Source organism: Haloplanus sp. GDY1, from assembly GCF_023703775.1.
GTDB lineage: Archaea > Halobacteriota > Halobacteria > Halobacteriales > Haloferacaceae > Haloplanus > Haloplanus halophilus.
The window spans coordinates 21,157-40,925 of sequence record NZ_CP098517.1 but is presented as its reverse complement, the minus strand read 5'-3'; the positions used below and the strand labels follow the sequence as shown (position 1 = coordinate 40,925).

At 58.2% G+C, this 19,769-nt stretch carries 17 protein-coding genes and 2 pseudogenes; 1 reads left to right on the top strand and 18 read right to left on the bottom strand.

The window, feature by feature from the left end:
* Positions 1-37: 37 nt before the first annotated feature.
* From NBT67_RS17705 to NBT67_RS17650, 12 genes and pseudogenes are all read right to left on the bottom strand, one after another.
* A complete protein-coding gene (locus NBT67_RS17705; protein ID WP_251344728.1) occupies positions 38-859 on the bottom strand; it encodes an IS5 family transposase in 822 nt (273 codons plus the stop codon).
* A gap of 104 nt (positions 860-963) precedes the next feature.
* Positions 964-1,191: pseudogene (locus NBT67_RS17700) on the bottom strand (hypothetical protein); the annotation flags it as partial.
* Positions 1,192-1,280: 89 nt separating this feature from the next.
* Positions 1,281-2,153, bottom strand: coding sequence for a biosurfactant protein 1 (locus tag NBT67_RS17695; RefSeq protein WP_251344727.1), 873 nt, complete (start codon positions 2,151-2,153; stop codon positions 1,281-1,283).
* A 263-nt stretch (positions 2,154-2,416) separates the two neighbouring features.
* Positions 2,417-3,337 carry a transcription initiation factor IIB gene (locus NBT67_RS17690; RefSeq protein WP_251344726.1) on the bottom strand — a complete coding sequence of 307 codons (921 nt, stop codon included), beginning with the start codon at positions 3,335-3,337 and terminating at the stop codon, positions 2,417-2,419.
* 447 nt (positions 3,338-3,784) lie between these two features.
* On the bottom strand, positions 3,785-5,143 hold the full coding sequence (locus NBT67_RS17685) for a hypothetical protein (protein WP_237738309.1): 1,359 nt from the start codon (positions 5,141-5,143) through the stop codon (positions 3,785-3,787).
* Positions 5,144-5,367: 224 nt separating this feature from the next.
* Positions 5,368-6,585 carry a poly-gamma-glutamate biosynthesis protein PgsC/CapC gene (locus tag NBT67_RS17680; protein WP_251344725.1) on the bottom strand — a complete coding sequence of 406 codons (1,218 nt, stop codon included), beginning with the start codon at positions 6,583-6,585 and terminating at the stop codon, positions 5,368-5,370.
* The gene (locus tag NBT67_RS17675; RefSeq protein ID WP_082224202.1) at positions 6,582-8,639 is read right to left on the bottom strand and encodes a CapA family protein; all 2,058 of its coding nucleotides are present in this window, start codon (positions 8,637-8,639) and stop codon (positions 6,582-6,584) included. Before NBT67_RS17675 ends, NBT67_RS17680 begins: the two co-directional genes overlap by 4 nt.
* Positions 8,640-9,006: 367 nt before the next feature.
* Positions 9,007-10,575, bottom strand: coding sequence for a Mur ligase (locus NBT67_RS17670; RefSeq protein ID WP_251344724.1), 1,569 nt, complete (start codon positions 10,573-10,575; stop codon positions 9,007-9,009).
* A pseudogene (locus NBT67_RS17665) lies at positions 10,572-11,666 on the bottom strand (poly-gamma-glutamate biosynthesis protein PgsC/CapC); the annotation flags it as partial. The gene NBT67_RS17670 and the pseudogene NBT67_RS17665, both read right to left, overlap by 4 nt.
* A 475-nt stretch (positions 11,667-12,141) precedes the next feature.
* Positions 12,142-13,275 (bottom strand): homing endonuclease associated repeat-containing protein, encoded by a 1,134-nt coding sequence (locus NBT67_RS17660; RefSeq protein WP_251344722.1) that lies wholly within the window; start codon positions 13,273-13,275, stop codon positions 12,142-12,144.
* Between the two features lie 214 nt (positions 13,276-13,489).
* Positions 13,490-14,356: a DNA-binding protein gene (locus NBT67_RS17655; protein ID WP_251344721.1), complete on the bottom strand. Its 867-nt coding sequence runs from the start codon at positions 14,354-14,356 to the stop codon at positions 13,490-13,492.
* 604 nt (positions 14,357-14,960) lie between these two features.
* On the bottom strand, positions 14,961-15,221 hold the full coding sequence (locus tag NBT67_RS17650) for a HalOD1 output domain-containing protein (protein WP_089767343.1): 261 nt from the start codon (positions 15,219-15,221) through the stop codon (positions 14,961-14,963).
* Between the two features lie 121 nt (positions 15,222-15,342).
* On the opposite strand from NBT67_RS17650, the gene NBT67_RS17645 reads away from it, so the two are divergent.
* A complete protein-coding gene (locus NBT67_RS17645) occupies positions 15,343-15,603 on the top strand; it encodes a MarR family transcriptional regulator (protein ID WP_246989560.1) in 261 nt (86 codons plus the stop codon).
* Positions 15,604-15,605: 2 nt separating this feature from the next.
* Here the strand turns inward: NBT67_RS17645 and NBT67_RS17640 are convergent, their stop codons facing one another.
* From NBT67_RS17640 to NBT67_RS17615, 6 genes are all read right to left on the bottom strand, one after another.
* Positions 15,606-16,115 (bottom strand): PIN domain-containing protein, encoded by a 510-nt coding sequence (locus NBT67_RS17640; RefSeq protein WP_251344720.1) that lies wholly within the window; start codon positions 16,113-16,115, stop codon positions 15,606-15,608.
* Positions 16,112-16,711, bottom strand: coding sequence for a helix-turn-helix domain-containing protein (locus tag NBT67_RS17635; protein ID WP_251344719.1), 600 nt, complete (start codon positions 16,709-16,711; stop codon positions 16,112-16,114). Before NBT67_RS17635 ends, NBT67_RS17640 begins: the two co-directional genes overlap by 4 nt.
* 49 nt (positions 16,712-16,760) lie before the next feature.
* On the bottom strand, positions 16,761-17,096 hold the full coding sequence (locus NBT67_RS17630) for a DUF7558 family protein (RefSeq protein WP_251344718.1): 336 nt from the start codon (positions 17,094-17,096) through the stop codon (positions 16,761-16,763).
* The gene (locus NBT67_RS17625) at positions 17,096-17,386 is read right to left on the bottom strand and encodes a DUF8069 family protein (RefSeq protein WP_251344717.1); all 291 of its coding nucleotides are present in this window, start codon (positions 17,384-17,386) and stop codon (positions 17,096-17,098) included. The genes NBT67_RS17630 and NBT67_RS17625 overlap by 1 nt, the downstream gene beginning before the upstream one ends.
* A 218-nt stretch (positions 17,387-17,604) precedes the next feature.
* The gene (locus tag NBT67_RS17620; protein WP_251344716.1) at positions 17,605-18,045 is read right to left on the bottom strand and encodes a DUF8030 family protein; all 441 of its coding nucleotides are present in this window, start codon (positions 18,043-18,045) and stop codon (positions 17,605-17,607) included.
* Positions 18,046-18,734: 689 nt separating this feature from the next.
* The gene (locus NBT67_RS17615; RefSeq protein WP_251344715.1) at positions 18,735-19,643 is read right to left on the bottom strand and encodes a DMT family transporter; all 909 of its coding nucleotides are present in this window, start codon (positions 19,641-19,643) and stop codon (positions 18,735-18,737) included.
* Between the last annotated feature and the right edge of the window lie 126 nt (positions 19,644-19,769).

The window sequence follows — 19,769 nt, the reverse complement described above, 5'->3', positions numbered from 1 at the left end:
TCACCCGCCTGTGAGGTACACCCTCTATATCTAACGTTCAGAGTGCCTTGTCGATGTTATGAGTGAGACAGCCGACAACGAGTTCACGGAACTGCTTCCACCAGTACCGTGAGCGGACGAACGCACCGTACTTCCGTTTAATCCGAGAGTTCACCGTCTCGTTCTGACTGCGCTGACCGTAAAGATCGGCATCCAACCGAGCATTCCACGCTTTGTGAAGAGACGAGAACTCGCGGTGCTTGATGAGCGGTCGAACACCAGCTTCACGGGCTAAAGTGCGAATCTTCTGATCATCGTATCCTTTGTCGCCGAGGAGAACCGCTACATAATCGGTATTCCGCTTGATGAGCGACGGCGCGATCTTCGAGTCGTGTTTTCGTGTTGTCGTCACGTGTACGTCAAGGATAGCATTCACCCTCGTGTCCACGAGAAGCGTGACTTTCAACTGCTGAATTGTCAACTTCGTTCGCTTCGTGTAGTGCTTCGAGGCATGACTGCGGTCGAACCCGGAAGCGTCGATCCCGACGACACCGTTGGTTGGGAGAAGCGTAACTGAGAGATTAAGAAGAACCCGCCAGACTGCCATATCGAGTCGGTTGAACGCTTTGCATAGCGTTGAGGGCAACGGGAGTTCCTCAAGATCGATGGCTCTTCGAATCCGGGGCATCTCGATGAGTTCGTCAAGAAGCATCCGGTACGTCGTATTCTTCCGAACTTTGAGGCAGAGCAAGACGATGTGTTGGTGGAGTGTGTAGCGACGTTTCGAGAACTTCGAGGAGTAGCGGGCAACAGCTCGCCGAGCCAAGTGGTACGCCTGCTCAACGAACCGGAGCAACCGCGACTTCGGGAGGACTTCCATACGATCAGACTACTATGTGAACCTGTAACCCTCCGAGGATTTCAACAGAGCCGATTGACTCCGTGTCCTCGTCCATTGTCGATACCCTCTGTTACAACGCATATCTAACCCTTGCTTTTTGGAGATACCGCTCGTGTCTGTGTATTGCCCTTGGTGCCCACCCTGTGTTCTTCGTCCAGCTGTTGTAGTGTGTCTCGATGGTTCCGAATCGCTGTCGGTGAGTTATTAGCGGCCCCTGCAACCTCGGATTGCATCAGCCATCGCCCCTCCTAGCGACCGGCCTTCGAGAGACAGGCCGCTGCGAACAAGGCCGGATGAACACCCGTCGTGACTGATGTCGGACTTGAGGGTACTCACCGTATTAACCAACAAAATCCATTTACACCGGATATTGTTGGTTAAAACTGGCCTCGTTCCTGCCCTATTCGGGAGCAGGCCCGTAGCGACCTGTGCTACAAACCTGGCACTCCCAGATTGGTTGGCCCGTCCAGGTCTCGTCAGGGAGCGACTCGCGTGTCCTAAATCGATGTTCTGTTTCTTTCGTACAGTGCTGGCACTCCAGGGCTGTCACGGTCGGGATTTCGGCTCCGGTACTGGTGGATTCCGTTTCACGAGGAACTGTTTCAACAGCGACTGCTGGGACGATCCACAGCTGGTCGCCGTCGTCGAGCGTGTGCTCGAGGGACGACTCATCACGAATTCCCTGGCCACACTCGTCATAGACGCGTGGAATCTCCTTCTGAGTGCGATTGTTCCTCCCATCTTCTTCCCCTGTCCGCTCACGGGCCGCTGATAGCAACGCGTCGCCAGCCGCTGAGGTCACCTCGGCAGCAGCGGAGAGCGTAGGCCAACGCTCGGTTAGCTGAGGTGCGGGCTCGTCGTCGAGATCGTAGATGAGCGTACAGTCGTCGATCGGCTCCTCGTGACCGGCCGTGAGAAGTGTCGCTGCGGCTGCTCCCTTTGCCACGGCGCCGTAGAACGTCCCGGATTCGACGAGGAAGTGGATCACACCACGGAGTGTCTGCTCGGAACTCGCAGCATCCGACGCTGACGCGGCGTCGAGTTCGTGTTCGAGACAGAACCGGCATTTTCCTTGCGACGCCGGGATCGATGCGCCACAGGAGATACAGGCTCGGTCCGTGTCGGTAGTTCCATCCGGATACCCACCCGAATGCGAGGCCTCACGCTGGCGGCTTGGCTGGCCGTCTGCTGGCTGATCCAGCGCTGGGTCCGGCACCAGAGCGCCCTCCCCGACAGGTTGGAACGCCTCTCGGTCTGAGTTGTGGTCAGTCATCGATTCGCTCCGCGTTTCCCCCGGTTTGGTATTTAAACTCAAGGGTGAGGAAATGCGGGGACGGATTCGGCGACGACGGGATAAATCTGACCGCCTGAGACCGAGTCAGTCACGGAGCTCGGCGACCGCTCGACCGACCTCGCGAACGTGCTCACTCCGCTCGATATCGAGTTCTGTCGACAGATACTCGACAGTCTCTTCGAGGTCCATACTCCTTGGTAGACTCTCTGCCTGTATGTAGGTACTCTTCTCCCGGAGGCGTCTCAGATGGCTTGGAGTTCGTCCCGCCGGCTTCGGAGTGTCACGACTGACACCTCTGCTGCCGACGCGACGGTGGATTGGGTAATCAACGTGCCCTGATCTTGGGCAGCCAGATAGACGCAGGCGGCCGCGACGCCCGATGGCTGACAGCCGTTCGTGAGAGCTGTCTCCTCGGCGCATTCTGCGAGTTCATTCGCGCGTCGGCGAATGTCGTGGTCCAACTCCAGCGCCGAGATCAGCCGCGGAATGAACGACGCCGGGCGTATTGGTGGTGTCGGCAACTCCAATTCGCGATTCAGTGTTCGGTAGGCGTTGGTGACACGAGTGGACTCGACTCGGGCGGCGCCGACGATGTCCTCGAGGAGAAGCGGATGTTGGTTACATCGGCAGGTACCGTAGATGCTCGCTGCGCCGATGGCTTCGATGGACCTGCCACGAAGCAGATCCTCGGTCTGAGCGCTCCGGAAGAGCTGGCACGCCTGGTCACGAATCGACTCGGAGAGTTCGAGCGCACTCGCCAGCCGGCGCACCTCGCCCAGCCCGTGTGCGAGATTCCGTTCTGCTTTCGACCGCCAGCGACCACGGGTCTGCTCACGTCGCATCCGGGCCAGCCGCCGGCGCTTCTGCCCTGAGAGCTCGTTCCCGTGTGCATCAGTGCCGTGGCCGATCTCCGTCGAGAGGCCTCGATCGTGGCGGGCCGCAGTCAGCGGTGCGCCTGTTCGCTCGCGCTCCTCTACATCGTACGCTCGCCACTCGGGCCCGTGATCGATACGTTGTTCCTCGATAACGAGTCCACAGTCCTCGCAGACCGTTTCCTTGACGTTCGTAGTGACGTGTCCGTCACACTCGGGACACTGGTTCGCGCTCGCCTCCGTTTGGACGTCTTCGTCGAAGCCAGTTTCGTAGATATCTCTCGTTGCCATCATTTCACCGTGTTTCGGGAACCCTCCAGTACAGCGAGCCCCTCACCCATTGAGGGGCAAATAAACGGTATCGAGTACCGACCCCGATTCAGCTTGATAGTGGCTCAGAATGAGGTGCTTGGGTCACCGTAGTGTACCCGACTAATAGAGCCGATGTATTTACCGTTGACTCCGAAGGGGACTAAGGATCCACAGCTTGACTACCACTGTTGAGGGTGCGGCCGACTCTAGAGACGCACTCATCAGTGTAGATTTTTGAGCGCCAGCGGTCGGTTCCAACGCCGCAGGAGCGAGCGAGTAGCAGCTCTCGGTCCGCCTGCATTTCGAGGTGAACCAGTACTTTTGTGGTACAAACACTCGGTCATTTACCGGGAAACAGTGGGGAAGGGGAGAAACGCTGCGAGTCATTAAGACACAATAGGTGGCTATGAAAAAATCGCGTGAGAACTACGAAACTGGGACTTCATCTGGCCTTTCAACCCCCGATCTGCCCTGTGCTCGCGAGTCGATTTCTGAATCGATCTCTCGCATGAACTCGTCAACAGTGTTCCCCATAAGTATCACGGGCCGATCGTGATGGAGCAGCCGGTCTAACACAGCTTCTGGATCGGCGTCAACGTCTATCTCCGTGACCTCGCACTTCGTTTCTTTCGCGAATACGGAACTGTCACTACCCATCACGTATCCAGCGTCGATGATCCCCTGGTCAGCAAGGTGATCGAAGTACGAAACGAAGGAGGCAGTTCGACCGCGTCGGTCTGGCCGCAAGAATACAAATGGTGTAATACGATCAGAGTTCTCAAGAGCTTGTCTAACCGCTTCAGTACTCTCGACGTCGTTCACCTCCGCTGCATTAAAAATGAGCCCGTTCGGGACAGTAGTCCATGCGGGCTGAATCTCCTCGAGATACGCTTGGATCTCATCCGAAGGAACAGGAGATTCACCAACAGCCGTAAGAGTGTGGTTCACCGCGTGAGCTGTCTCCGCCCCAAGTAGCCCCTCGTGCTCTTGTGGGATTGCTACTTGTTCGATCGTCGCCCCCGTGGCCGTGATCTCACGTTCCAGATACTCATAGATGACCGGATGCTGTTCACCGCACACGATGTGGGTATTAGGTGGAACTGATTTGGCAAACGACCGTGCGATTTCGGCTCGGGTTTCGCCAAGCGTGTCTTGATGGTCACGCCGAATATTAGTCAGGACAATAACGTGGGGGTCTAGGAATGATTCATTAATCAAACGTGTTGTATACTCCGTAATTCCTTGATTCTCAAAAATTGCGACATCTTCTGGGGAATATTTCGCGAGCTTGGGGACGTACTCTCGAAAAACATTGATATTCTCATATAGGGTTGTTCTGGGTCCTTCGCGGTTCAACGGGACTACACCACCGTTGTGGATTAGGTGGGGTTGATTCCCAGTAATTTTTGTTAATGTGTCATATCCCCGTCGCCTGAACACGTCGTCAAGTCGGCGACTAGTCGAAGATTTCCCACGAATGCCAGAGACAACTATCCGTGTGTCTATCTTCTGGATCGTCCGACGGTGTTTGAATCCCCGAATTGGGAGCGTAACTAGGGAACGAAGCGCCGCTAGTACAGAGGTTGAGCCGACATCAAACGCTGATGACTGTTGGTTCTGGTTTCGAAGGAGGAACGCGGTTTCTGTAACGCTGGCAACCGAACAGAATGACTTAGCTGCCGTCACACCATCGGATTTGGCCTCGTATGCCTTGGTCGACCGCGCAAGTACATTGTCACCATCAACAAGCACCCACTCGTACTGGCCGCCATTATTGACGGTCATACACTGTACATCAGTAACCTGGTCACTCGCCGGAGTGCCATTGAACTGTTGCTCCGGCAGATCTTCGATGACAGATGCCGCTGCCCGGACGTGATTAACTGCCGCGCGAGCCTGTTCGGGTGAAGAAAACGTCTCTGTAGACTGGGTTAAAACGAGACTGTTGGTTCGCAATCTCCATCGCCACCCCGCTGAGGTATCGTACACCTCGAACCGGCTATCACGGGTCATGTATCTATCTCTCGTGACGTTTCATTGTTGAGTGCGGCAGCATCTTGGCTATTATCAGGCTGATTCAGAATAGACCGCTCAGAAATTTCCTCTTCGTCGGGTTTTCGGATCGTTCGCCACTCAACATATCCGAAGCACACGGCGACGATGCTCAGGCCGACTATTATCTCAGTGAGACCAAATTGGCGGGGAAATCCCCTTGGAAGGACTGCTCCGGTGAGTCGAGTCAAGCACAGCAAGAAGACGAACGATCCAAACTGAAGGGGGACGAACAGCCGTCGACTAGCCGGCTCTGCGACGTGAATGTTGTACGCGTTTACCCCCGCTAAGATACCGACAAAGAACGCTGAAAGACCACGTGTAATCCCCAGTTCAATCGATAACGGTATGGCTGCGACGATGCCAAACGCTGCGCCAATGCCGACGAGCACACGCCCGTACAACAACGACGAACGATGAACCAGTTGTACAGCAATATATGAAATAACGAGGAGACAAATGTATAGAAAGACGAGTCGGCGGTCAGCGAGCGAAAAGATCGCAAGTAGTGCCACCGAAACAACTCCAATTCGGATGTCGTACCGCTCACGGACACGCTCTGACAAGAGCATTCCAACCGCGAACAACAACACGGTTACAAGCCGAGGGAGGATGACCGGCGACAGGGGCTCACTGACGGCGACACCTTTCCAGGTTGCCACATCTGCTGTACGGGAGTAGAGCGTAATGGGGGCGGCAGTCGCAAGGGTGGGTGCGAACTCTGCCGAGACAAGGAACCAGCCAAGCCCGAACAAACATACGAACACCACCGCCGCAGTCAGTAGATCCCAATAACGGGTCTCGTCATCAAGCTGGTGATAGTTGTATGCGGCAAGGCCAGGCAGAATACTCCCGATAAACACAACTGTCTGGAAGAGATCTTGGATGAGAAAGCCGAATGTCTGGAAGATTGTGACCGGTATCAGGCTCCCAATTAAGATTGCGTAGATCAGTTCATCCCGGCCGTAAATCAATGTCTTATTCTTCAACAGCCCGAGTCCAAGATACGCGACGGCACTACTAAGAACGTAAATTGGGAACATTACAAAGCTTTTGAGGGTGTACACTGCGAGAATTGGTATCGCAATTGTACCGCCAAGTCGGTACCCGTATACCTGTGTCAATCCTGCCACTGCGAGGAGCCCGAACGCGGTGACGATGACGGCGACGATCACTGCCAGCGCACCTCGCCGCCAACCGGGATTGTGTGGATGGTTGCCCCCGATGGACCTCGGATAGTATCGAACTGCCTGCCGCCTTTGACATCAGCCGGTTCCCATTCAACGAGACTTAACGAGTCAAACGCTGCCCGCAGGACATTGACACCGTCAGGCGGACTCAAGAACAGGAAAACATCGATATGTGTGGCATCGACAGGACGCTCTAATTCAACTGAGAAATTAGCCCATTCACGCTCTGTTGGCGCCAGCGGCATTTCCTGTGATTGGAACGAACTCCCAGATGTATCGTCGTACCACGAGACTAGTAGGCGTAGCTCTCCCTCCGCGTTCGTTCGGTATGTTCCTGATAGTGTGAACTCCTTATTGGAAACCGGCAGACGGTTCCATGGTGACAGTAATGCTCGATTCTCGTTTGCTCGAACACGGACAAGTTCGATCCCGCCAGAATCATTCTGGCCAATCGGTTGATCACTGCTACGTGATTCACGGCCGTAGCGCCACAAGGTTCCCTCGTACGCGTCGCTGTCAACGTCGTGATCATCGAACGACCCGGTAATGAATCGTTCACGACCGACCTGTACTGAGTCATCAGAGTCAGTGATCCACCCACGCACTCTGCGTTGGATTCCACCATCGAGGGTTAATTGTTCTCGTGGGGGGCGTTCGACACTAGGCTGGTAGGTTAGTGTATCATCAGCGATCGTGAACGAACTGTCTGAGAGTCCGGCGAGTTCCCATGTCAGCCTGTTTCGGAGTGGTCCGGTCACGCCCCGTGGAGCGTATCCTTCAATGAGGATCGGTTCCGCTCGTGCCGACTGTACTCCGTTCTGAGTTACAGTCACCTGTAGGACGAACGATCGATATGTGGTCCACAAGTTTTGGTCAAAAAAGAGGTTACCCATCGACCACGCGATCAACGCGCCGTCACGCGTCTCAAGCCCTCCCGACACGTGTGGGTGATGGTTTACTACTAAGTCTGAGCCAGCAGCGATCGCGGTATCAGCCAGATCTTGAAGTTCCTGTGTAGGCGTCCGTTGGTATTCCTCGCCGCCGTGAATCTGTGTCACGACTACATCCGCACGTTCGGTCGCAGCCTGTACGCCGGCACGGATCGTTTCGGGCGTCGCTTCAGCGACTCCCGCACGATCCTGGACCCTGAGCGTTTCGCCGTCACGGTTGACTGTGTACGTCGCAGTCGTCTCATCAGCCGCCCAGTTGCGGTCATACTGTCTGCCCGCTGTCGTCGTTACTGAAACGAAGCCAACGGTTACCCCATCACGTTCGAGAACGGCCGGGGAGATAGCGGTGGAGGGCTCTAAACCGGCACCGGAGTGAGCAACCTCGGCCTCATCGAGAGCTGTTATTGTCTCTTCGAGCCCCGGTGTGAGAGCATCGAAGGCATGTGTGTTCGCAAGTGCCGCGTAATCGATGCCGGCATCAGCCATCGCCGCTGCAGCGACTGGATGGCTGGTGAAAACAAACGCCTTCGACGGGTGTCGCCATTCTGATGTCGTTAGCGGCGTCTCAAGGTTTATTGATGTAATATCTGCGTCTTCGAGGAGCGGCGAGACCGAATTGAGTAGTCGGTCATGAGAATCACGGCGGTCACCCGGTTGTAACCGATAGTAAAATCGAAGCGGATCGTCTCTTGGTTCGTAGTACCGCCGTCCAAACATCGCGTCTCCACCGAACGCTAAGCTGACTGCTCCCTCTCCCGATTTTAGTGTGACGTTCCTCGTCGATCCTGGTGAGAGTGCTCTCGTAACTGAATTGTACTCTGGGTGGTCGAAGCGAACCCAAGCTGGGAAGCCGCCGAGAGAAATATCGTATGACCCATCAACATCGGTGGTAGTTTGTGTGATTTCGCTGCCGTTCCGATAAGCGGTCACCGACGCGTTTGTTAGCGGATCGCTCCCTGTGGTGACGGTCCCGGTAGCCGCCGTCTTGACGCTATCGCTATCTGAGACTATTTTCCGAAGTCGGTGAGAACATCCAGCAAGAGAGGTCATTCCAGCGGCTGAAAGTCCCAAGTACCCTCTTCTATTCATCTTAGTTTGTTTGTCTTCTCTACATATTTGACTTCAACGATGTGTCGGAGGCGTTCTTCGTTATCAGATCTCGACAGGGAACCAAGGTCGAATCTTACTGTGTTCTGCTCCGTTGAATCCGCAGAAGGCGGCGGGATAGGGCCACTCTGTACTCGGTCTAGGAGCGCTGCCAAGAGAATTCAGAGATAGACTCTTGGCAGAGAGGAAGAAGATCAAGACCTCTGAATAAATCGATCCAACTCCTTGACGACGGAGAGCGAGATAACCGTGCCTTCAGAGATCGTACTCCCCGTGCCGTCATCGGATTCAACAGAGCACAGCGGTCTGTTATTTTATTCCGAGAGGCACAATAGAATCCCGGAAACTCTCAGTCGGCTTCCTCAATAGCGACTTTCGTCGCTCGCGTTGTGATTTCGTCTTCTAAATCTCGCATGAAGTCATCGACTGTGTTCCCCATCGTTAATACGGGATAGCCTTCTTCGAGCATATCGTCAAGTACCTCACCGGCGTCTTCGTCTCGATCATGTTCGGTCACCGGGACATCGACATTCGAAGCAAACACTCCCGTGAACGCGCCACCAGCACACGCTCGCTCAATCAAGTCGCGTTCGGCTAGTGTATTTAGGTACTTGGCGAACGAAGCGGTTCGGCTCCGACGGTCGGCCCGGAGGTAGACGAACGGCAAGACGTGAGTATTACCAGCCAACGACTGCCGAGTTGCCTCCGTACTCTCAATATCGTTGATTTCGGCGCCATTGAATATACGTCCATTTGGGAGCCGAATCCAGCTTGGCTGGATGGCGTCCAGATACGCGTTCAGCTGTTCTTCCGGTACCGGCTCCATGTCCAGCCATCGCAGTACGTCATTAACGGCGTAGACGGTTTCGGCTCCGATCCGGCCCTGCTGATCGTCCGGGATTGTGACCTGTCGCATCTCACCGCCCTGCTGTTCGATCTCTTCGCGCATATATTCGGCAAGGACTGGGTTCTGCTCGCCATTGACAACCTTCGTGCCTGGGGGAATTGTCCGGGCGAACGCCCGAGCGAGGTCACGGACGGTCTTGCCTAGCGTATCCTGATGGTCCTGCCGGACGTTCGCGATGACGACGACGTGGGGCTTGATGAATCGTTTGTTGATCAGGCGAGTCGTATACTCGGTAATTCCCTGATTCTCGAAGATACCAACGTCCTCTGGTGTGTATGACTCAAGCTGTGGGCCGAACACGCGCAAGACGTTGATATTTTCGTATAGTGTCGTGTACGGCCCCGTCCGTTCGATAGGGATGACGTCCCCGTTGCGAATCAGCAGTGGATGGTTACCAGTAATTTTCGTGAGTGTATCGTACCCTCGCCGCCGGAATACGTCATCGAGACGCTTGACCGTTGAGGACTTCCCGCGAATGCCTGAAACCACAATTCGTGTGTCGATATTCTGAAGAAATTGTCGGTGTTCCCGCCCGCGAGCCAACAGTGATAACGCTCCACGCACGGTCGACATCCCAACCTCGAACGGGTCATATTCGACAGCTTCGTCCTCGATACCGACCAGATACACCGGAATTGCTCCCGTTGCGAGATGGCGAAACCGCCGCATTGCTTCGCGAGCGGTAGCTCGCTCGGTGTAGGTAAAGTTCGGAACGGCGAGTGTCTCACCATCGGCTTCGAGCGTCCATTCGAAGATTTCGAGTGACTCGTCACCTCGCACCCGAAGCTTCGGTGTCTCGCCGTCTGACGGTGTATCGACGTATTCGAACTCGTCGGGCTCGAACGATTCGAGTTCTGCCGCGGCGTCACGAACACGATCGATTCGTTGCCGTGCCGCTTGTGGCGTGTCATATCGGTCTGTCCCGATCGCTAGACACACGTCGGCGTCACTAAGCCGCCAATGCCATCCTTCCTCACTCCGCACCACTTCGAACATCCCCTGTTCGTTCATTCTTGATCACCGCCCGAGAGGATCGACGACTCGAACACGTCGTCGTGCGACGGCTGGTAGACGGTGTAATACTCGACAATCGCCAGACAGACGACCGCGACGAGCACACTCGCAGCGAGTTGTGGAACCGCAAACTGCTGAGGGAATCCCCGTGGAAGGATGCGACCCGTCGCTCGCGCGAGCGGCAACATTACCGCGAAGGTGCCAAGCTGTAACGGGATGAAGAGCCTGCGTTTCGGCCCCGGAGCAGTGTGCCAATTATACGCGCCGATCCCCGCGAGAATCGCAACGAAATACGCCGATAGTCCCCGTGTGATCGGGAGCAGCAGCGTGATGGGGACCGCTGCGATGAGCGCGAACGCCGTGGTGGTCGAAATCAAGACGCGTCCATATAGGAGCGTGACGTAATGGACAAGCGAGAGGAAGCCGAACGAGAGGGCGAGCATCACTACGTACAGTAGGACAAGCCATTTGCTCGCGAGTGCATAGATCGCCAGGAGCGGGAGAGCGATCAGGCCCATCCGGAGCCCGTAGCGCCCACGGACGCGTTCAGAGACGAAGAGTCCGAGCACGAAGAGCCCCACTGCGACGGGTCGAGCCAAGATTGTCGGCTCCAGTTCGGTCTGGAGCGCTGCGTTCTTGTACACTGCCACGTCGGTCGTCGTCGTGTAGAGCGCTGGCGGTGTCACCTCCCCCAGTGTCGTCGCCAGCTCGGGCGTGATGAGCAGCCACCCACAGGCTACCAGCCCAGCGTAGAGTCCAGCTGCCGTGAGCAGGTCGTAGATTCGGTATTCTGGTTTGAGTTGGTGGTAGTTGTACGCTGCAAGGCCGGGCAAAATACTCCCAATAAACACAACCGACCGGAGTGACTCCGGGAATAACGATCCGAACCCCACGAGCAGTAGTAGTGGAACGCCGCTCCCGATCCCCATCGCGACGAGTAGTTCATCCCGACCATAGAGCAGCGTCCGTTGTTTTACGATCCACAGACCGAGGTACGCGAGGATAGTACTTAGCACGAAGATCGGCAGCATCCAGATGTTTTTGAGGGTATAGACTGCCAGCACGGGAATGGCGATCGTGCCGCCTAGTCGGTACCCGAAAAGCTAAGAGATGATTCCGACTAACAGGAGCCCAAAGGCGGTGATCCCAGCTGCAACTAACACGGGTCACACCTCAGTTTACGAGTACCACGGCACACACATGTGGATCAGAATTGGAATGTAATATGACTATTCTTTTGGATTACCGAACGGAGACGTGTCCAACGATTAGCTGTCTTCTATCGCTTTGACTTACACGTGTGTTGCTGAAGCCGCTCTGGCAGTCCGACTTTTCCACAGACGGGACACTCTCGCAGCGGTGTCGGCGGCAGGTCGTTCCAGGCGTCCAGTGCGGCCTGTAGCTGTGCTTCCACGATTGGTGAGTCGGTCGTGCGGCGGGCCTCGCGGAGGTGAATGCGAAGCCGTTCACGGGCCGTGAGTGTCGTGTCATCGGTCATAGTAGGACGGGAAGGTGGTGCCCCCGCTACCCATCGCTGGGGGCGATAAGCACCACCGGACGCGGTTAGCGAATATCCGGCTGGAGCGGGGCGAACTCCTCCCACATCGTGTGGTGGCGCTGACAGAGCGTGATCAGGTTCTCAAGCCGATTTGACCGTTCGTAGTCCAGTACTCCATCGGCATCGATGAATGCGCCAAGCGGCGTAATGTGGTGGACGTTCAGGTCACGATTCCAGCGTTCCTGGTGGGTCCCGCGGTCAATCGGACAGCCCGGCATCTGGCACTCGAAGCCGTCCCGTTCCAGCGCACGCTTGCGCTGTCTGTACCAGTTCGGTCCGTACGAAATGTCTCCGTAGCCGCCCTTCCAGAGCGGATGCTCTGGGCCGCTTGGCCGGCCAGGATACTCGAACCCGGCCGCTTCGATGGCGTCCTGCCAAGTCCCATACCGGCGGGCATAGGATCCAACCGAGTAGCGACCAGAGTCACGCATTTCGATAGTTGATGGAACGTGGCCTAGCTCATCGACTAAGCGCTCGATCTCCCGATGGAGCTGTTCTTCACTGACACTCCATTGTTTGTGGGGTTCGAACCCTGCACGGCGCAACGCGCGATTCCAGCGGCCGAAGCATCGCTGGGCCACTTTCACCGACCACGCTCCGTGCTGTTCCATCTCTTGGGCCTTCGGTGGTCGTCCGATTTCTGCGGCGAGGTTCTGAATCGCCTCGATGACATCCTCCTTTGTGGCGGTCTGCTGTGTGGTCGTCTCTAAGCTGGCTGCTCTGAGGCCCTCGTTCCACGACCCGAAATGAGTCTGGACTGCGTTGGCCGAGACACGCCCCAATTCTCGCCATTCATTTCGTGAGGGCGAATGGCCGATCTGGCTGGCGACTCGTTGTAGCTCCTCGATGATCTCTGCGTCGCTATATCCGTTTGTTCGAGGGTCAAGTCCGGCAGCTTCCAATCCCTCGTCCCAGCTCCCAAACGTTGAGCGCACTGCGCCTTTTGTGAATTCAGTCTCTTCTTCGATTTCCGATTGTTTTGGAACTCGTCCCTTCTCTTCGGCTAGTCGCTGCAGTTCGTCGATGATCGTTTCAGCAGGTATCGATACCTGATGGGAACGCATATGTCCGGCAATCTCGACGTTCGTTTCGAACGATTCGCCACAGATGTCGCACGTGTAGTCTCCTTTGACTTTCATGCGTAGATCCGAGCGTTGGGCACGCCCGCACCCCTCGTGGGGTCGGACAAACACGCCCGGTCGCGCACCGTTTCCCCCGGTTTCAGGGATAAATCTCAGACCGACACCCGAGGTCGTGGCTGCGCGCGCAGCGAAGCGAGCACGGAGCGGAGGGTGGGGCGGTGGGGTCTGGGTCGGTCCGGCACACAGCAAAAAAGGAGGTTACGTCGACTGGCTATTCTTCCCACCACCGACCGCGCTCCGGGAAGTGGATACCCGACCACCCGGTTAGCGCAATTGAGCACCGGCCTTCGTACCAGTTCTTGGCTGCTGCTCGGAACCGCACCTTTTGACCTTCACGCACCACTGTCTGGTTGCTCTTGTTCCAAACGGTGAACTTTATTTTCCCGCTGTCATCTGCTATCAGCCCGACTTGTTGGATGCTTGTGGAGGAGGGTTCCCAGAGGGTCTGCACAGTTCCTTCAACCGTCACTTCACCGACCGGGACGTCCGGCACGTCCGCGATGGGTACGATCGCACCCGGCGCCGCCTTCAGTTCCTCGAGGGTCTCCAGCACCGCCTTCGTGACGTCCCGCCCGCGCTGCACCTTCTCGGCCAGCTGTTTCGCGACGACCGCTCTCGACCAGCCGCCCTGCACCTCGTCGCTGATCCGCATCGCCTGCTTGTTCACCTTCGCGAGTTCGTCTTGCGTCACCTTCTCTCGGGGATCCGTGCGCTCCGTCGGCGCCGGCTCGTCACGGCCACACAGTTCGCTGACGACCTCCCGCGTACGCTGCTCCCGGCCCTCCTGCGTTCCCAGCTCGGCTTGGGCACTGATGCGCTCCAGTTCCGCTTCCCGCGCCCGAATGCGCTCCTCTTGTTCGAGGGTGACACCGTGAATCCGGTCTTCGCTCGTGTCCGCGATCCCATCCGGGTGGTTCGCATCCACCTTCGCCTGCGTCTCCTGCTCGACCGCGGCCTGGAACTCCGGCGTCTCGTCGACGACTGGGAAGCCGTCTTCATCGACCGCCTGACCGCCCGCTTTCTCGAATGCCTGTTCATCCACCGAAACGACCTTTCCGCTAGCGTTGTTACTAGACATTGGTATCACACCAAGGTACCACTGAAGGCGCTCACGCGCCGACACCGCGATGCTACTACATCGCGGTTTTCCGACGACAACGACCGACAGAACCATCTGCGCGCTCTCGCTCGCGCCTTCGCGAGCGCCCTACCGGGCGCGAGCGAGAGCGCGCCTGCATGAGGTGGCCCCAATCAGCACCGCGCGCCGACCCGCCCGGAGCGAGCGGCCAGCGCATTCCCCGTTCGCCGCGACGCAACCACGTCCGTCGCGGTCGGCTGTGCCGAGGTCCGGAGGACCCGAACGGGTGAAGCGCTGGCGCCGAGGGCACATGCACTTTAGCCCGGCAGTCCGCCCGCTACTGCAGGCAGACCGCCCGGAATGGTCGGTCGCGAGCGACGCGGAGGGCGGCAGCGGCGAGCGGGGCGGGCCGGTACGGACACACCAGCCAACCGATGGGAACCACTAGCCCAGCAATAGACTCCGGGTGGGACTGAAAGGGGCCGGGCGCTCGACGTGCCCCGACGACGCAAGCACCGCAGGGACGAGGCGCGCAGCGGTGGTCGCGGGACGTCGAGCGGCCGAGGGCTTTCGAGAGTAATCGCTATCTCAACTGCTGCGGTCGTTATTCGTCGACCGAGTCGGACTCGTCCTCGACGATGACGTCCACACCGTCCGGTGAGACAGAAAGGGGAATCCCCTCGACAGTGAACTGAACGACGATCTCCTCATCGGCGGAGGCAATCAGCTGTTCGAGCGCACCCGGGTCCACGTAATCGTGGAGCTGATAGGTGTCGTCCTCGAGCCCACACGCTTCCAGTGTCTCGATGATCTCGACGAGGAGGTCACTCGATCCATCCGAACTGCCGATGGACGGGGAATGCATCTGTATGCTCGACGCTTAACGTGGCTGGCGCTTAAAACGTTTGGAGTCAACCACAGAAGCGATACGCTTTGCTACTTGACTTAGCGCGTTTGGGATAGCGTCGGCGCAACCAGAAGCGATTATGCGCTTTGACGCCGACTGGATGTCTCGCGCTGATGACCGCATTCTGGAGCATCTCTCTGAGGACGGCCCCGACACCCCGAAGGAAATGGCGGACAGCGATCGCGTGCGCTTTTCCCGGCAACACATCAACGCCCGCTGCAAGACGCTGGTCGAATATGGCCTCGTCGTCCACTTGGGCAACGGCGTTTACGACATCACTCGCCAAGGAAAAGCGTATCTCGCCGGTGAGCTCGACGCTCGTGATCTCGACCCCGAGTAGCGTCAGCCGTCTCCGGCGACCAGATCCTCGATGAACCGGAATCCGTTCACGAACGTCACTGAATCCCCGTACCCCTCACTCCCGAGTACGGTTTCAGCCCCCTCCCCAGCCGCAATATCGGTCGTGTAGATGTAGACCTCGGTTGCCGTCCCGGCACTGAGCTCCTGAGCAGCTAGCGCAGCGAGGGCGGCGTCGGCACGCTCGACCTCGTCCGCGGGCCGGTCGTCGGCGTTCGCGATGTACCGCTGGACGCCGTCCATCGCCCGTGAGACGATGGGCTCTGAAAACTCGAGCGACGGCGCGACTGTCGCCCAGCCCTCGTCGATCGCGGTGTCAATCGGCACTTTCTCGACATCGGGGTCGTCGGTGGTTAGCTCCTCGTACACCCGTTCGGGAAGGACGAAGATGATGTCGTTCCGGCGAGTGAACCGCCGAACGGCCTGGTACCGGCTGTTCGACGGCTGTCCCATCGCGACGAACAGGCCGGTGTCGGCGATGTGGAGCCGGCTCACGCGTCGTCAGCGCCGTCGCCGCCGTCGATGTCCAACTCGTCGAGTCCTGCCCCTGTCACCTCGATGTCGTAGTGCTCGTGGACGACAGGCCGGAGCGCTTGGAGGATCATCTCCGCGGCCAGCGGGGAGATGTCGAGGTCCTCCGCCATCAGCCGGTGGGTCACCTCGCCGCGCTCGCGAGCGACCGCGTAGGTGAGCGCGGTCGCGAGGCCGGCGACGCCGTGCCGGTCGATGTACGTGTCGATATCGGCGTCCGTCTCACGGCGGCCGACGGCGTCGATGAGCGCCGGCGTGATCGTGTACTCGCGGTCGCCAGCAGCCGTGGTCACGGTCAGGTCGATCTCTCGGGCGGCGTATCGCCGGGGCTGTTCGTCGTCGGTGACGTCGACGACGCCGGCGTCGACGAGCCGGTTGACGTAGCTGTAGGCTGTCCCCTGGGCGAGTTCGAGGTCGTCCATTACGTTCTGGACGGTCGCTTCCCTCTCCCGGGCGAGGTAGGCGTACAGCTGGGCGAGCTGTGGCTCCTCGAGGAGATCCGCGACCGAGAGGAAGTCCTGGACGATGTCGCCGTCGGCGCGGTTTGAGGTGCGTGACACGATTCGGTCTTGATTACAGTTTACAGCGAATCAGTAAAGAGTGTTGGGGTCACTCCGCCGGCGTCGCGACGAGATGCTCCTCGAGATCGCGCGTCCAGTACGTCGCGAGACCACCCGGACTGCAGCGAGCGCACAGCTGCAACGGGCCTTCCAGATGCCCCAGTTCGACCCGGAACCGGGTCAGTGCTGCGAGCGTGTCCACGACCAGCCCACAGCCGTCACAGGCAACGTGATCGCGCTCGTCGGGATCCGGTTCCGTCTGGATCGCGCAGTCGACGCAGATGGGGTGCGTGACCCGGTCGTCTTCGCCCCAGGTATGCGCCTCGCCCACCTTGGTGCCGGGCGGGGCATCGCAGAACGCACAGCCGACGAGGGTCTGCTGCATCACTCGTCCTCCCCGTCGGCGTCGCGGCCGGCCGTCCAGCCGCGGTGGAAGACGGCCAGCTGTGCCGTCGAGTCGAACGCGTTGCCGCTCGGCTCGTGAACCAGAACTTGGTCCTCGGGAACGGGTGTGACGACGTCCGCGTCGATGAGGTCGTCAACGAGGCTCCGGGCCGTCGTGTTGTTGACGTCCGCCGTGTCGACGCGGGCGGCGTCGCGGTCCTGAGCGAGCTGTTCCTTCTCGAACTGTTCGTAGTCGCTACTCGTATCGTCGTGCGGATCGGGACCAGGCATGGTGAGTGACGGCGCGCACGCTGTTGCGCGCTGCACGCCTCCTGGCGCCGACAAACAGTTCATGGCGTACAGATTCTGCACCTCCTCGGATCGCCCGTCCGCCAGGATACACTCACTCGAGGTACAGGGCGGTGGGTGGGGGCGAGGGGGTGGATCCAGCCCCAGAGTTAACCAACACAGTGTCGGTATCGGTTCGGAATGTTGGTTAAGTCTAGCCGCTACGGCGTTCGGAGCTCTCGAACTGGCTTCACGACGAAGGTATCTGGCTCGCTGGCTGCTTCTTTACCTGACCGCTCCGCCGTCGTTGATGCCGACCGCGTGAGCTGAGTAATGAGCTCGTCGCGAACGGTTCGTCGAGGAACGGTGGTCTCGTGCCAGCCCAGCCGGTCGTCGAAGTGCCGCTTCTGGAACTGCTCGCCGACGTCGTCGGCGGCGACGTACTGCGTCCGCGTCGACCGCCCGACCTGCCGGGAGATGAAGACGGCGCCCACGGCCTCGTGCGTGAGTTCGACGAGAGAACACTCCACGAGCGCTACGACGGACGCGTGATCCCGGTCGGTCGGAACCGTTACCTCGATGTCTTCCCACGGTGCTTGACCGTCGGGGGTAGTTCCTGCCTGATGCGCTGCTCGTGTCTTGCTGCGTTGTTCCGAAGCCATCGTCTATCGGGGGCACGTGATGCGCCCCGCCACCCCCTCGCGGGGGCGACAGACACCACTGACACACACCCTGTCAACCTATGCGCTAAATCTTATACTTCCGTAGTTCCGCTACCCCTGTGATGGCCCCTCGGCCTGAGAGAGCCGGCGGCCTTCGCACACTGCATATCGCCTCTTTCTTTGGACCAAAACCGCGATATGCAAGGCGAAATAACGCCCTCAAATCGCAGGAGAACCTCGTCGGGCCGATTTGAGGATGTAGAAAGTACCTCGACGAGTTCCGAGATGATACTTTAACCTCAAAAATTGCTCGACGGCGGGGTAACGAAGGCGATTTTGGACGTATCTGGATACCCGGAAACCCCTGCTTCACCTGTTGTATATCTCTCGAGGTTCTTCGGCTCGGTACCTCGAATCGTGGAATACTCCCTATTCCCTCGATTCCGGCCGTGTTAGCCGCTGAAAATTGCTCGACGGGGGTTCAGAAGAACCTAATTCTAGTCCGCAGTATAATTCTCGATATTCTGAGGAGAGTGGGTCTGCTGAAATCCTCCCAACTCATACAACCGGTTTGCTGAATATAGGGGATAAATGCAGAATGCTGCCGATGTTTGTTTCGCACCTTCGATAGAGAATTGACCGTTAATTAGGTGTGCGTACCGGTCATGGAATCCGGGTCGAGTTTGTTGTTACGTAGCGGAGTAGCAGGTATTGAGTATCACTTCTCTTTCGATGAGTACGAACCCGACGAAGATGATGAGGAAGCCAACCAGACTCACGGTCGCCAATCGGTTGTCGAACAGGACCAATCCGATCGGTGCTGCGACGATTGGTTGCAGATAGAAATTGAGACTCGTCCGAGCAGGCCCGATTCTGTCGATGAGTTCGAAATGGACGGCGTACAAGACGGCTGTCGCGAGGAGGCTCTCAACGACAACGCCAGTAATGGCGGTGGACGTCCACGTAATCGCGGTCAGCGAATAGCCGAAGACGACGGCGATACCGTGGTTTACGACCGCAGCAAGGAGCACACCCCACGCGGTGAGCGCGAGTCGGGGAAGCGCTGGCTGCACCCGTTGGGTCAGCACGGTGCCGAGTGCGAATATCGCAACGCTCCCGATCATCAGTCCGAATCCGATGAGACGGTCTGCATGAATGGCTGCTGCCGACGGCTGGGCGACGATACCGACTCCAAGGAATCCAAGAAGGATGCCGAATGCGTCGACGATGTCGAGCGAGGCTGTCGGCAACAGGAGGACGGCGAATCCCGTCGTCAGGACTGGCATGAAACTGTAGGCGATCGCACCGACGGCGCTGGTGACGTACTGCTGGCCGGCGAACAAGACGGCGTTCATGACACCGAGCGTGAACACGCCGACGACCCCCACGCCGAGCACATCGCGGCGCGTGCGGGGGAGCCAGTACGTCGAACGCCAGCCGGCGACGGCGAGTAACGCCACGCCGGCGATATCGAGGCGGAGTGCCGCGAACAGTAATGGCGGCACGTCCGGCATGCCCAGCTTCGCGCCGACGAAGACGAGCGCACCACAGACGCTGTATATGCCGAACAGGAGGAGGTTCTGATACTCGGTCCTCACTGGTTTTACTTTCCGCTCACCGATTCATATATCATATGGTGTCCACCGTCGACTCTGTAACGGCAGTTCGATAACGAACACGCTGGCCTACTCATCGAGTCTGCACACCTACCGAACCACCGTTCC

What these genes read in the sequence shown, in the direction of transcription:
- NBT67_RS17705 (WP_251344728.1), bottom strand. Translation starts at nt 859, where the DNA reads ATGGAAGTCCTCCCGAAGTCGCGGTTGCTCCGGTTCGTTGAGCAGGCG.
- NBT67_RS17695 (WP_251344727.1), bottom strand. Translation starts at nt 2,153, where the DNA reads ATGACTGACCACAACTCAGACCGAGAGGCGTTCCAACCTGTCGGGGAG.
- NBT67_RS17690 (WP_251344726.1), bottom strand. Translation starts at nt 3,337, where the DNA reads ATGGCAACGAGAGATATCTACGAAACTGGCTTCGACGAAGACGTCCAA.
- NBT67_RS17685 (WP_237738309.1), bottom strand. Translation starts at nt 5,143, where the DNA reads ATGACCGTCAATAATGGCGGCCAGTACGAGTGGGTGCTTGTTGATGGT.
- NBT67_RS17675 (WP_082224202.1), bottom strand. Translation starts at nt 8,639, where the DNA reads ATGAATAGAAGAGGGTACTTGGGACTTTCAGCCGCTGGAATGACCTCT.
- NBT67_RS17670 (WP_251344724.1), bottom strand. Translation starts at nt 10,575, where the DNA reads ATGAACGAACAGGGGATGTTCGAAGTGGTGCGGAGTGAGGAAGGATGG.
- NBT67_RS17660 (WP_251344722.1), bottom strand. Translation starts at nt 13,275, where the DNA reads ATGAAAGTCAAAGGAGACTACACGTGCGACATCTGTGGCGAATCGTTC.
- NBT67_RS17655 (WP_251344721.1), bottom strand. Translation starts at nt 14,356, where the DNA reads ATGTCTAGTAACAACGCTAGCGGAAAGGTCGTTTCGGTGGATGAACAG.
- NBT67_RS17650 (WP_089767343.1), bottom strand. Translation starts at nt 15,221, where the DNA reads ATGCATTCCCCGTCCATCGGCAGTTCGGATGGATCGAGTGACCTCCTC.
- NBT67_RS17645 (WP_246989560.1), top strand. Translation starts at nt 15,343, where the DNA reads ATGCGCTTTGACGCCGACTGGATGTCTCGCGCTGATGACCGCATTCTG.
- NBT67_RS17630 (WP_251344718.1), bottom strand. Translation starts at nt 17,096, where the DNA reads ATGCAGCAGACCCTCGTCGGCTGTGCGTTCTGCGATGCCCCGCCCGGC.
- NBT67_RS17625 (WP_251344717.1), bottom strand. Translation starts at nt 17,386, where the DNA reads ATGCCTGGTCCCGATCCGCACGACGATACGAGTAGCGACTACGAACAG.
- NBT67_RS17620 (WP_251344716.1), bottom strand. Translation starts at nt 18,045, where the DNA reads ATGGCTTCGGAACAACGCAGCAAGACACGAGCAGCGCATCAGGCAGGA.